We start from the raw sequence: 13,395 nt of genomic DNA, 5'->3' as shown, positions 1-13,395 counted from the left end.
ATCGTCATAGTGGTGATATTCAAAATAGTTGTCATCCTTTGTTGGTTTCAAGCTATTTGTTTTAATGGTACATCTTTACAACTCAATTACATTTTCAAGATTAATGATATTGAAGTTTTCAAAATAATCAACTGACTCAAAAATAGCGATCTTCCATCACGAGAAAACCACCATATATTGAATGAAGATGGATAATCTTCCTGAAAAAGCAGTGTGAGGCATCCTCCTCAACACTGCTTTCGTCTTTTTTGTTAACCGAGATTAACGATAATCGTCAATCGGTGCACAGGAGCAATGTAAATTGCGGTCACCATATACATCGTCGAGACGTTTAACCGTTGGCCAGTATTTATTGGCTTTGGTTTCTGCTGTTGGGAATACGGCTATTTCACGGCTGTATGCGTGTTCCCAGTCAGAAACCAGCTCTGTCTGAACATGTGGCGCATTTACCAGTGGGTTGTCTTCCAGCGGCCACTCCCCTTTTGCCACTTTGCTGATTTCTTCGCGAATTGCCAGCATTGCGTCAATAAAGCGATCGATTTCGACTTTGCTTTCGGATTCCGTCGGCTCAACCATCAAGGTTCCCGCTACGGGGAATGACATGGTTGGGGCATGGAAACCGTAATCAACTAAACGCTTGGCGATATCCATTTCACTGATGCCAAATTCGTCTTTCAATGGGCGAATATCCAAAATACATTCGTGGGCAACGTAACCATCACGTCCGGTATAGAGGGTTTCATAAGCCCCTTTCAGGCGAGCTGCGATGTAGTTCGCATTCAGAATCGCAACTTGACTGGCTTGTTTCAGTCCTTTTGCTCCCATCATGCGGATATACATCCAGCTAATGGGCAAAATGGAAGCACTGCCAAATGGTGCGGCTGATACTGCGCCCAATGTGGTTACTGTGTCCATTTCCACCACGGAATGCCCCGGTACAAAAGGTGCAAGGTGTTTTTTCACACCAATCGGCCCCATGCCCGGACCACCGCCACCGTGTGGGATACAAAAGGTTTTATGCAGGTTCAGGTGGGAAACGTCAGCACCAATAAAGCCCGGCGTGGTAATACCGACTTGGGCGTTCATGTTGGCACCATCAAGGTAAACCTGACCACCATTCTGGTGAATGATGTCGCAAATCTGACGGATGGTTTCTTCATACACACCGTGAGTCGATGGGTAGGTCACCATGATGCAGGCCAGTTCATCACGATGTTTTTCCGCTTTTTCGCGTAAATCTGTCAGATCGATATTACCTTCTTTGTCACAATTCACCACCACCACTGTCATACCCGCCATATGCGCGGAAGCAGGGTTTGTGCCGTGAGCAGAGCTTGGAATCAAGCAAATATGGCGATGCTGTTCTCCACGACTGGCGTAATAGCGACGAATGGCGAGTAAACCAGCATATTCTCCCTGAGCACCGGAGTTTGGCTGCATACAAACTGCGTCGTAGCCGGTCAGCAATACTAGCCAATGGGAGAGTTGGCTGATCAGTTGGTGATAACCCTGCGCCTGCTCTGGTGGACAAAAAGGGTGCATATCCGTGAATTCAGGCCATGTGATCGGCATGATTTCAGCCGCCGCATTCAGTTTCATGGTACATGACCCCAGCGGGATCATCGCCTGATTCAATGCCAGATCTTTACGCTCCAGACTGTGCATGTAGCGCATCATGTCGGTTTCGCTGTGATAACGGCGGAAGTTGTCATGCGTCAGGATGTCATCATTGCGCAGCATTGAAGCCGGAATAGATTGGCTGCCTGCCGACATTTCACTATCAAGCGTATCGATATCCAGCATAGCATCAGAGCCAGTCAGGACTTGGAACAGCGTCTGCAAATCGTCGCGGCTGGTTTTTTCACTCAATGCCACACCAATCGCACCAAGAATATCAGTACGTAGGTTAATTTGCGCTTTCTCCGCTCGTGCCAGCACCTGTGTTTTATCTGCAACTTCAACGGTCAGCGTATCAAACCATGTTTTGTGACGCAGTGTTATGCCCGCTTTTTGCAGGCCGGCGGCCAGAATGTCGGTCAATCGGTGAATACGGCCAGCGATTCTCTTCAAACCTTCAGCACCGTGGTAAACCGCGTACATGCCAGCAATATTAGCCAGCAGAACTTGCGAGGTACAGATATTGGAGTTCGCTTTTTCGCGACGGATATGCTGTTCACGGGTTTGCATGGCCATCCGCAGAGCGCGGTTACCCGCCGCGTCACGGGAAACGCCAATAATGCGACCCGGCATGGAACGCTTGAATTCATCACGGCAGGCAAAGAATGCAGCATGTGGGCCGCCGTATCCCATCGGGACACCAAAACGCTGTGCTGCACCAAATACTATGTCAGCGCCTTGTTTACCCGGTGCAGTCAACATGACCAGTGCCATAAAATCCGCCGCGACACTGACAATGATTTTTTTCTCTTTCAGCTTCGCAATCAAGGCACTGTAATCATGAACTTCACCCGTTGTGCCAACCTGTTGTAGCAGGACACCGAAGACGCCTTCCAGTTCCAGAACTTTTTCAGCTTTATCAACAATGACGTCAAATCCAAAGGTTTCCGCACGGGTACGAACAACGTCCAGCGTCTGTGGATGAATATCATCCGCCACAAAGAAACGCTCTGCGCCTTTTAATTTGCTAACCCGTTTTGCCATCGCCATAGCTTCAGCCGCTGCCGTAGCTTCATCCAGTAATGAGGCAGAAGCAAGATCCAATCCGGTTAGATCAATAGTAACTTGCTGGAAGTTTAGTAAGGCTTCAAGACGGCCTTGAGAAACTTCTGGCTGATACGGGGTATATGCCGTGTACCAGCCTGGGTTCTCCAGCAAATTACGCAGAATAACCGGAGGGAGTACCGATGGCGCGTATCCCATGCCGATATAAGATTGATAACGCTTATTCTGGCTGGCCATCACTTTCAGTTCAGCCAGTGCCTGTTGTTCTGTCGCGCCTTCGCCTACAGCAGGCGGCTCTGACAATGCGATATCACGAGGAACGATTTTATTCGTCAGATCGTCAAGAGAATTTGCACCAACTGTCGCCAGCATCTCTTTTTGCTGTTCAGCAGAAGAACCAATGTGGCGACGAGTGAATTCACCTTGATTTTCAAGTTGGATTAGTGTCTGGGTCATTGATGATAATTTCCTGAAACTAGCTAAAAACGGCACACATAAAAAACGCCCCATTCACAACGTGATATGGGGCGATAGTCATCATTATTCTTCTTCTGCCAAAAGTGACTGATAACCTTCCGCATCAAGCAGATGGGTGAGTTCACTCTCGTCAGAGATCTTAAGGCGGAACAGCCAACCTTCGTTATAAGGTTCACTGTTGACTAATTCAGGAGAACTTTCCAACTCTGAATTAACAGCGGTAACTTCACCACTCAAGGGGGCATAAATATCAGAAGCCGCTTTGACTGATTCTACAACAGCACAGTCACTACCACTATTTACAACTGCACCGACTTCGGGCAAATCAACGAATACCATATCACCCAAGAGTTCCTGAGCGTGCTCGGTAATACCTACAGTGTATTCACCATTTCCTTCCGCACGAACCCATTCGTGTGATGAGGTATATTTTAATTCTGCTGGTACATGACTCATCGTTGCCATCTCCTTATTTTTAATTCATTAATAAAAATGTTACGACCAAAATTACTCTACGAGCGGTTTGCCCATCCGTACAAAACCCGGTTTAACCACCTGAACAGGCATTTCACGGTTACGGATCTGAACAATCGCTTGTTCTCCGATTCCCTGAGGAACTCGTGCAAGAGCAATGCTGAACCCCAAAGTTGGAGAGAATGTTCCGCTGGTAATGACGCCAGAACGCATTTCACCCGCTTTATCAGTGAAGTGGACAGTTAAACCACTACGCAATACGCCCTTTTCGCGCATAATTAAGCCAACCAGTTGTTCTGTACCTACTTCACGCTGTCTTTCCAGCGCTTCACGGCCAATGAATTGACGATCTTCCGGTTTCCACGCAATTGTCCATCCCATATTGGCCGCTAAAGGCGAAATGGTCTCATCCATTTCCTGACTGTAAAGATTCATACCCGCTTCGAGGCGTAGTGTATCCCGTGCGCCCAATCCAGCGGGTTTGACGCCTGCTGCCAGCAATTGCTGCCAAAAATCAGCAGCCTGTTCTTTCGGTAACGCAATTTCATAACCTGCTTCGCCGGTATAACCGGTCGTCGCGATAAATAAATCGCCAGATTGAACACCGAAAAAAGGCTTCATGCCTGTCACGGCCTGTTTTTGTTCATCATTCAGCAGGGATTGTGTTTTAGACTGCGCATTCGGGCCTTGAACAGCGATCAATGCCAAGTCATCACGCACCGTAATTTCGACGGGGTAATTCGTGGCATGCTGTTGAATCCATGCTAAGTCTTTGTCACGGGTCGCAGAATTCACAACCATGCGATAGAAGTCATCAGTGAAGAAATAGACTATCAGGTCATCAATAACACCACCGGAGGCATTCAACATGCCGGTATAAAGTGCCTTACCCTGTTCGGTCAGTTTGGTGACGTCATTTGCCAGAAGATAGAGGAGAAAATCACGGCAACCTGTGCCATGCAGATCCACAATGGTCATGTGGGAAACATCGAACATACCAGCATCAGTACGCACCGTGTGATGTTCGTCGATTTGTGAACCGTATTGAAGGGGCATCATCCAGCCATGAAAATCTACCATGCGCGCTCCGCATGCCAGATGTTGATCATATAGTGGGGTGTGTTTTGACATTATTTCCCTCTTTCCATTCTTAACATGAAAATGTTTTTGACCTGAAAAACATACGGCGTATTAACCGACAGAGGTTGGATCATGAATCAAAAAAAGCGGTTAATGACGCAAACGATACCTTGGGTTAGAAGTTATCACTGAAAATGAAAATGAACCATAAAATAAATTAGCAGCATTACAGTAATAACCTGAAAAACCATTCACTATCATGCAGAATTTTTGTCTAATTTATTGCGTGAAAGCGCTCAAAATTTTTAATGAAACCCAGAATACGTTCTTTTTTTATTAGAAAAAGACTAAAGTGCGAAGCAAATCAACTGAACACACTTTAGTCCAACATGAGGAAAACTAATCCCAAATGAGAAGCAGAATTAGATTTTTTCAACCGAAGAGGTTTGAGAAATCAGCCAATCAGGGAGATCATTTAGCCCCATGGCATGACGAAGCAGTTGCGATTTCACTCCCGGTAAGTGATCAGCGAACGTTAATCCAATATCACGCAATAGTTTTTTAGCCGGATTATTGCCATCAAATAGCTGACGAAACCCTTGCATGCCTGCCAGCATCACCGCTGCGCTGTGCTTGCGGCGGCGTTCGAAACGCCCCAGATAGAGATACTGACCGATGTCTTTCCCCTGACGGTGTAGGCGGCTCAGTTCTCCAATCAACTCTGCCACATCCATAAATCCCAAATTAACGCCTTGTCCCGCCAAAGGATGAATAGTATGTGCAGCATCCCCCAGCAGAGCTAACCGATGGGCTGCAAAATTACGGGCATAACGCCCCATCAATGGAATAGCCTGGCGTTCACTGACTAATTCACACTGACCAAGCTGCATATCAAATGTAACGCCCAATTGCCGATTAAATAATACAGCGTCGATTGCCTTGCGCTGTTGCGCAGCTTCAGCAGGTAGTGACCAGACAATCGAGCATAAATGGGGATCAGACAACGGCAAGAAAGCCAGAATTCCATCACCATGAAAGACCTGACGCGCAACAGCCTGATGAGGTTCTTCGGTACGAATGGTGGCGACCAGTGCATGGTGCTCATAATCCCAAAAGGTCAGTGGAATATCCGCATGTTGACGCAGCCATGAATTCGCACCATCAGCACCAACAACCAGCCGTGAAGTGAGCATTCGCTCATCGGACAGAGTAATGAAAGCTTCGTTTTCTCCCCACGCGACATTTTTGAGGGATACGGGTGTAAAAATCGTCACATCAGGCAAACTTTCCGCCTGCTGCCAAAGTGCCTGCCGGATCACATGGTTTTCGATGATGTGCCCAAGATGTGTCAGACCATTTTCTGTCGCATCGAATTTAATGCGGCCAAAACTATCCTGATCCCGGACTTCCATACCCTGATAAGCACTAGCTCGCATCGCAGTAATGTGCTGCCAGACACCAAGATGAGTTAATAACCGCTCACTGGCTGCATTGATGGCAGAAACACGCAGCGCATGTTCGTCGTTAGCATGAAACGTGCCTGTCGGTGGGTACTCTTCTACAATCGCGATGCGCAAGCCGCTACCCTGCAAACCACAGGCCAGCGCAAGGCCAACCATACCGCCCCCTGCGATCACCACATCAAATGATTGCATGTTTTTCTTTCCTCTTAATCTGCCTTATTCTGCCGATGAGTGATGGGTAACCCAACCCAGTGTCTGACGAGCAAATAAGTCCCGCAACGGGGACAACGTTTCCATCGTCATCAGGCCAAGGTTACGCCCTATCTTCAAAGGGAAATAGTCATTGGCGAATATTCTGACCAGCCCATCCGTAATGCCAATCGTTGTTTCACGATCGGTATGGCGTTGCTGCTGGTAACGAGCCAAAACATCATAAGCACCAATATCTTGCCCTGAATCTGCCGCCGCTGAAATGACTTGTGCCAGTGTCATAACATCACGCATTCCTAAGTTAAAACCCTGCCCGGCAATCGGATGTAACGTTTGGGACGCATTACCTACCAACGCCAGACGATGACTGATCTGCTGGCTGGCAGTGGATAAAGCCAGTGGATAACTATGCCGTTGACCCGTTTCCAGCATCTTACCCAAACGCCAGCCAAAGGCTTTTTGCAATTGTTGAAGAAATTCCTCATTACTCCAGCCGTTGATTTCCGTCTGTTTTTCCAGTGGGTGGCACCATACCAAAGCGCTGCGACCTTCAGACATGGGCAACAATGCCAGCGGGCCGTGCTCGGTAAAACGTTCAAATGCCCGTCCCTGAGGATGTTCAGATGTCAGGACATTGGCAATCATGGCAACCTGACCGTAAGTTTGCTGCTGCCACGGAATATTGCACGCTTTCGCCACGGCAGAATGGCTTCCGTCGGCAGCAACCAACAACTCTCCCGTGATCTTTTCGCCATTGTCCAGCTTGACCACAACCGAAGTATCCAGACGCTCAACGGAATTCACTTTAGCCGGACAGTGAAGTTTGACATTAGGTGCCTGTCTTAACAGATTAAACAGACGAATCCCGGCATCGTGTAATTCAATGACATTACCCAATGCCGGAATAGCATAGTCATCGGCTCGAATGTTAACAAAACCGCTATGGCCTCGATCGCTGACATGAACGTGAGTAATTGGGGTGACACAATCTTTCAGCACAGGCCAGACACCTATTTGGTTCAGGCGCTGACATGTGCCATAAGCCAAGGCAATAGCTCTTGCATCAAAACCCGGATGTTCTTGTGTTGGTTCTGTCGATTCAATCAAAGAGACCTGTAACTGCCCCCGACTTAAGGAAGAGATAGCCAGCGCCAGTGTTGCACCAGCCATTCCTCCTCCCACAATAATCACGTTCATTATGATTTCCTGATTACAGTAATTTTAATTCTGTTTCGCCTGTGCCATCAGTGCTTCAATTTCATCCGGATCTTTCACGACATGCTCGGTCAGATTCTCATTGCCTACTTCCGTAATTACAATATCGTCTTCAATGCGGATGCCAATACCACGGTATTCCGGTGGTACATCAGCATCCGGCGCGATATAAAGCCCTGGTTCAACAGTCAGCACCATGCCGGGTTCCAGAATGCGATCGCGATCTATGCCATAATGCCCGACATCGTGCACATCCAATCCCAGCCAATGACTTAAACCATGCATGAAAAATTGACGATGAGCATTGGTCTCGATCAATTGTTCTACTTCGCCATGCATGATCCCCAATTTGACCAGCCCTTCAACCATGATGCGCACCACATGCTCCGTCACTTTACGGATACTGGTGCCCGGCCTGTACAGTTCAAGGGAGACATTGATAGATTGCAGCACGATGTCATAAATTTCTCGCTGGGGACGGGTGAATTTGCCGTTAACCGGGAATGTCCGCGTAATGTCGCCGGCATATCCTTCATATTCACAACCCGCGTCGATCAATACCAGATCGCCCTCTTTCATGCGGCGCTCGTTTTCTGTGTAATGCAGAATACAGGCGTTTTCTCCTGCACCAACGATGGTGTTATAAGCAGGATAACGTGCGCCCTGACGAGTAAATTCATGATGGATTTCAGCCTCAAGCTGATATTCAAACATGCCTGGGCGACAATTCTGCATGGCTCTTGTATGAGCCTTCGCACTGATGTCGCCTGCCTTGCGCATGATGTCCAGTTCGGCTGCCGATTTGAACAATCGCATTTCATGCAGCCACGGACGCCAATCTGCCATCATTGATGGTGCACTGAGGTTACGACGGTTATTCTTCCGCAATGTATCCAAGGCGCTGAATACGATATTGTCAGCGTATTCAAACTCCCCCTGGGCATGATAAACCACGTCCAAACCATTCAGTAGCAGATAAAGCTGTTTACTGAGATCATCAAATGGCAGGGCGCGATCCACCCCAAGTTTTTCCAATGCAGCATCCTGACCAATCCGACGACCAAACCAAATTTCCGCAGTTAGATCACGAACACGGTTAAACAACACGCTATGGTTGTGGTTTTCATCACTTTTGATCAGAACAAGAACCGCTTCCGGCTCGTTGAACCCAGTCAAGTAAAGAAGATCACTGTGCTGGCGATAGGGATATTCACAATCTGAATTACGCCTCGCAGGCGGGGCTGCAAAAATAATGGCTGCACTGGCCGGTGCCATTTTTGACAATAATGCCTGACGACGGGACAAATATTCTTGTTTAGTCATACCCTCTCCTGCGATTTGATTATTATTAGTTGGTTAACCGCCAATCAGTGTAGCGTTGGCTTTTCATTTTTTTTCACGCTATTTGCCGTTTTCGGTGTCGCCAAGGCAATGTAGCAGAGTTGTACTGCAACACGGACGTACTCCAATACTTCTTCCAGAGCTTGGGATAGTTCTTCCTGATCTTCGTCTTCGTCGTATCCCAACATACCGATGTTACGTAAATCAGTAATGACTTCCTGTATTTCCTGTTTTTCTGTCAGCTTCGGATTCGCCACGCCTAATCCCAACAGGAAATGATTTACCCATCCCGCCAACGCATCAGCACAGTCAAAAACACTCGCCTCATCATCAGGAAGCAGTAGATTAAAAGCAAAATCACTATCATCAAGTGATTCAAAGGTTGTTTCGTACAATTCCCTAATCGGCTGTGCCAACACCTGTGAAAATGCAAGGCCATCATTAGTCAGATCATGCATTAGTGTCTGCCAGCTACTGTCATGATTTCCACCACATAATAGGCCACTGATTAGACCGTGCATTTCGGCGGCTGTCAGCGCAACTGACTGTTGATGCAAAATTTCATCAAATGATTGATAATTAGGTAATGAGTTTTGTATAGACATGTATATTGATCATCGTTGGCGATATAAGTTCATGCTATGCTACCATCAAGGGGAGTCGCTATACCAGACAGCACACACCGATATAAGGAGGGTTGCCTTTTGGTATTGTACGGTAATGATTGTTGTCGGCCTTGTTTTAATACCAAAATCTGCTTTTATGCCAGAATCAAGGTATCGGCACAGTAATAAATCAGGAAGGTGTCATGTCTGCACAACCAGTAGATATTCAGATTTTTGGGCGATCATTACGTGTCAATTGTCCACCAGAGCAGGTAGAGGCTTTGCAAGCTGCTGCGAAGGAACTTGATCAGCGTTTGCATAACCTCAAAGAACGCACCAGAGTAACGAACACTGAGCAACTGGTTTTTATTGTGGCGCTGAACGTTTGTCACGAGTTAGCACAGGAAAAGATGAAAACCCGTGATTACTCCTACAATATGGAACAAAAAATAAAAATGCTCCAGCAGACTATTGAACAAGCTTTGTTAGAACAAGGTAAAATTACCTGACCTCCTAGCTGTCAATAAACTGATCCTTGTTGATAAATCAGGCAGTAGTCACTATACATGAATATAAGCAGTTGCTTTCTCCATTTAGTTCCATACAATAGGCTCTATTGCGTTGCTTAAAGCCTGATGAATGGATCCTGACAGATAGGTTCTTGACGGATGAATTCTTAACTGATTGGTTTAAGCGCTACAAAATTTCTCTGAGGTGTGCGTGAGCAGGTAAGTCCCCTGAGCCGATATTTCATACCTATAGAATGTGGTGCTCCGTTTCTTGTGAGCATGCTTGGCTAGACCAAGAAGCCTAATAGGGGCGACACTACGTTCACCTTGAACCAAGGGTTCAAGGGTTACCACCTGCCGCGGCATCTTGGAGAACCCCCTTATTTATCTGTTTTGTATCCTTTTCTGCATTAATAGGCAGGTTTCATGCAATCAGATCCTTTTTTATCTCTCCGAAAATCCATAAGAAAACAAATTCGACAGTTACGTCACAATCTATCCCCAGAACAGCAATCGCGATTTGCCCAGCAAGTCGCTCAAAATGCCATGTCTCACCCCAAGATCCAGCAGGCAAACAAAATTGCCCTGTATCTCGCCTTTGATGGTGAATTAGACACCCGACCGCTGATTCAGCAGCTTTGGCAACAAAATAAACAAGTTTATCTGCCCGTATTGCACCCATTCAATCAGCATCATCTGCTGTTCCTGCATTACCATGCTGAGACTTCCCTCAACTGCAATCGTTTTAACATAGAAGAACCACCATTAGATGTCCGGCAGGTTTTGCCCGTCTCTGAGCTTGATGTGATGTTTATTCCACTGGTGGCTTTTGATAGCACAGGGCAACGTTTGGGGATGGGAGGCGGTTTCTACGACAGAACGCTCGCCAAATGGCAACAGCAAAATTTTTATCCGATTGGGTTGGCGCACGATTTCCAATTAGTTAATTCCTTGCCAAGTGCCAGTTGGGATATTCCTCTGCCAGAAATCATTACGCCTGAAAAAATATGGCGCTGGTAATGACAGTTTATCCTTTTCAGGGGCTATTGTTTCTACGATAGCCCCATTTTTCATAGTATTCGCCCAGGCAATCAGTAAAGCAGACGAGAGCGGATCGTGCCAGGCAGAGCTTTCAGGTTTTGCAGAACCATTTCAGCCTGAGCCGAATTTTGCGTCGTGATATCAATGACCACATAGCCAATATCTCCGTTGGTACGCAGGTATTGTGCCTCAATATTGATTTCCTGATCGGTGAAAACTTGGTTGATGCTAGTCAAAATGCCAGGACGGTTCTCATGGATATGCAGTAGTCGGTGAGTATCTTTGGCATGAACAGGCAGTGAAACTTCAGGGAAGTTGACCGCTGACAGCGTAGAACCATTGTCAGAATATTTGACCAGTTTACCCGCGACTTCGTAACCAATATTCTCTTGGGCTTCTTGTGTTGATCCACCAATATGCGGAGTCAGCAGTACATTATCAAATTTGCTCAGAGGCGAGATGAAAGGCTCATTGTTCGTTGCAGGTTCACTCGGAAACACATCAAGTGCCGCACCGGAAAGGTGCTCGCTCTCTAGCGCGTCATGGAGTGCAGGAATATCCACTACCATGCCACGTGAGGCATTAATCAGGATTGCACCCGGCTTCATCAGCTCCAGCTCTTCCACACCGATCATGTTTTTTGTTGAGCCTGTTTCAGGTACATGCAAGCTGACAACATCGCTCATATTCAGCAGTTCAGACAGATGATGTACTTGTTGTGCATTTCCTAACGGCAGTTTATTTTCAATATCATAGAAATGAACATTCATGCCGATATTTTCAGCCAAAATGCCAAGCTGTGTACCGATATGGCCGTAACCAATAATGCCGAGCTTCTTACCTCGCGCTTCATAACAGCCTTTGGCCTGTTTATCCCATATTCCTCTGTGTGCTTTCGCATTTGCAACAGGAATACGACGTAATAGCAACAGTAACTCACCCAATACCATCTCCGCCACGGAACGTGTATTGGAGAATGGTGCGTTAAATACAGGAATACCACGTTTTTCAGCCGCTTTCAGGTCAACCTGATTGGTGCCGATGCAGAAACATCCCACAGCAACCAACTTTTCAGCCGCTTCAAAAATTTCTTCAGTCAATTGAGTACGAGAACGGATACCCACAAAGCGAGCATCACGAATCGCTTCTTTCAATTCTTTAGGTTCCAACGCCCCTTTGTGATATTCAATATTGCTGTATCCCGCCGCCCGCAGGTTATCAACTGTGCTCTGATGAACGCCTTCCAGTAGCAAAAATTTAATCTTATCCTTTTCTAAAGATACCTTGACCATTTGCCCGCCCTATCGTTGTCTTAATTTTCAGAATATCCATAATGAATTCCACCAAAATAACAAAAAAAACAGCAACGGCAATACAATCGTTTGCTCACGCAACAGGGTAAATCGAAGTAAAAGAGTTGTTATACGTAGTAATATGACTTGTTACAGCCTAAAAACAGAACTTTGAGGAATTTTTAGGCTAGGATGTGATATATCTCACTAAATTTCCATTTTTTAAAAAAACATGGAAATATTTTAAGGGCAGATTATTCTGCCCCAATAGACGATTATTCTGCGATCGTTTTAACGCCATCTGCTGTCCCAACCAGCACCACATCAGCACCACGATTGGCAAATAGGCCGACCGTCACCACGCCAGTGATGCCATTTATTTTATTTTCCAACGCAACGGGATCAAGAATAACAAGATTATGAACATCCAGAATAACATTGCCATTATCCGTGACCACATTCTGGCGATAAACTGGGGTTCCACCTAATTTCACCAGTTCACGAGCAACATAAGAGCGCGCCATTGGGATAACCTCAACCGGCAGCGGGAATTTACCCAGCACATCGACTTGTTTTGATTCATCGATGATACAAATAAATTTCTTTGCAACAGCGGCAATAATTTTTTCTCGCGTCAATGCTGCGCCGCCTCCCTTGATCATATGCATATGGCCATTGATTTCGTCAGCACCATCAACATAAATATCCAAGCTATCAACTTCATTACAGTCAAAAACGGGAATGCCCAGACTTTTTAACTTTTCAGTCGATGCTTCCGAGCTGGACACTGCGCCTTCGATTTGATTTTTGATTGTCCCTAATGCATCAATGAAATGCGATGCCGTTGAACCTGTACCAACACCTACGATTGTGCCAGGCTTGACGTATTCCAGTGCTGCCCAACCTACTGCTTTTTTCAGTTCGTCCTGCGTCATATCAATCACAGCCTATAATCGGTTACAAGGAAAAATGCGGCCACCAGTATAAACAATATTTTGCCTCACCC

At 46.4% G+C, this 13,395-nt stretch carries 11 protein-coding genes and 1 other RNA gene; 3 read left to right on the top strand and 9 right to left on the bottom strand.

The window, feature by feature from the left end; all coding sequences use genetic code 11:
• Nucleotides 1-261 precede the first annotated feature (261 nt).
• The 7 genes from gcvP to PSI22_RS15705 form a co-directional block, all read right to left on the bottom strand.
• Nucleotides 262-3,138 (bottom strand): aminomethyl-transferring glycine dehydrogenase, encoded by a 2,877-nt coding sequence (gene gcvP / locus PSI22_RS15735; protein WP_273580568.1) that lies wholly within the window; start codon nucleotides 3,136-3,138, stop codon nucleotides 262-264.
• An 84-nt stretch (nucleotides 3,139-3,222) separates the two neighbouring features.
• Nucleotides 3,223-3,615: a glycine cleavage system protein GcvH gene (gene gcvH / locus PSI22_RS15730; RefSeq protein WP_273580567.1), complete on the bottom strand. Its 393-nt coding sequence runs from the start codon at nucleotides 3,613-3,615 to the stop codon at nucleotides 3,223-3,225.
• Nucleotides 3,616-3,666: 51 nt separating this feature from the next.
• On the bottom strand, nucleotides 3,667-4,764 hold the full coding sequence (gene gcvT / locus PSI22_RS15725) for a glycine cleavage system aminomethyltransferase GcvT (protein WP_273580566.1): 1,098 nt from the start codon (nucleotides 4,762-4,764) through the stop codon (nucleotides 3,667-3,669).
• 371 nt (nucleotides 4,765-5,135) lie between these two features.
• On the bottom strand, nucleotides 5,136-6,368 hold the full coding sequence (gene ubiI / locus PSI22_RS15720) for an FAD-dependent 2-octaprenylphenol hydroxylase (RefSeq protein WP_273580565.1): 1,233 nt from the start codon (nucleotides 6,366-6,368) through the stop codon (nucleotides 5,136-5,138).
• 24 nt (nucleotides 6,369-6,392) lie between these two features.
• On the bottom strand, nucleotides 6,393-7,583 hold the full coding sequence (ubiH, locus tag PSI22_RS15715) for a 2-octaprenyl-6-methoxyphenyl hydroxylase (protein WP_273580564.1): 1,191 nt from the start codon (nucleotides 7,581-7,583) through the stop codon (nucleotides 6,393-6,395).
• A 24-nt stretch (nucleotides 7,584-7,607) separates the two neighbouring features.
• Nucleotides 7,608-8,924 carry a Xaa-Pro aminopeptidase gene (gene pepP / locus PSI22_RS15710; RefSeq protein WP_273580563.1) on the bottom strand — a complete coding sequence of 439 codons (1,317 nt, stop codon included), beginning with the start codon at nucleotides 8,922-8,924 and terminating at the stop codon, nucleotides 7,608-7,610.
• Between the two features lie 44 nt (nucleotides 8,925-8,968).
• Nucleotides 8,969-9,547, bottom strand: a complete 579-nt coding sequence (locus tag PSI22_RS15705) for a YecA/YgfB family protein (protein WP_273580562.1) — start codon at nucleotides 9,545-9,547, stop codon at nucleotides 8,969-8,971.
• A 203-nt stretch (nucleotides 9,548-9,750) separates the two neighbouring features.
• On the opposite strand from PSI22_RS15705, the gene zapA reads away from it, so the two are divergent.
• From zapA to PSI22_RS15690, 3 genes are all read left to right on the top strand, one after another.
• Nucleotides 9,751-10,056 carry a cell division protein ZapA gene (zapA, locus tag PSI22_RS15700; RefSeq protein ID WP_012989781.1) on the top strand — a complete coding sequence of 102 codons (306 nt, stop codon included), beginning with the start codon at nucleotides 9,751-9,753 and terminating at the stop codon, nucleotides 10,054-10,056.
• A 194-nt stretch (nucleotides 10,057-10,250) separates the two neighbouring features.
• Nucleotides 10,251-10,434, top strand: a non-coding RNA gene (ssrS, locus tag PSI22_RS15695) — 6S RNA.
• A gap of 48 nt (nucleotides 10,435-10,482) precedes the next feature.
• The gene (locus PSI22_RS15690) at nucleotides 10,483-11,076 is read left to right on the top strand and encodes a 5-formyltetrahydrofolate cyclo-ligase (protein ID WP_273580561.1); all 594 of its coding nucleotides are present in this window, start codon (nucleotides 10,483-10,485) and stop codon (nucleotides 11,074-11,076) included.
• A 71-nt stretch (nucleotides 11,077-11,147) separates the two neighbouring features.
• Here the strand turns inward: PSI22_RS15690 and serA are convergent, their stop codons facing one another.
• Together serA and rpiA are read right to left on the bottom strand one after the other, a co-directional pair.
• Entirely contained in the window at nucleotides 11,148-12,389 is a 1,242-nt protein-coding gene (gene serA / locus PSI22_RS15685; protein ID WP_273580560.1) for a phosphoglycerate dehydrogenase, read from the bottom strand.
• Between the two features lie 275 nt (nucleotides 12,390-12,664).
• Nucleotides 12,665-13,324: a ribose-5-phosphate isomerase RpiA gene (gene rpiA / locus PSI22_RS15680; protein WP_273580559.1), complete on the bottom strand. Its 660-nt coding sequence runs from the start codon at nucleotides 13,322-13,324 to the stop codon at nucleotides 12,665-12,667.
• Nucleotides 13,325-13,395 lie beyond the last annotated feature (71 nt).

It is taken from the genome of Xenorhabdus aichiensis, assembly GCF_028598775.1.
Lineage (GTDB): Bacteria > Pseudomonadota > Gammaproteobacteria > Enterobacterales > Enterobacteriaceae > Xenorhabdus > Xenorhabdus bovienii.
The sequence above is the reverse complement of the archived record's forward strand: the minus strand, read 5'-3'. Positions and strand labels throughout refer to the sequence as shown.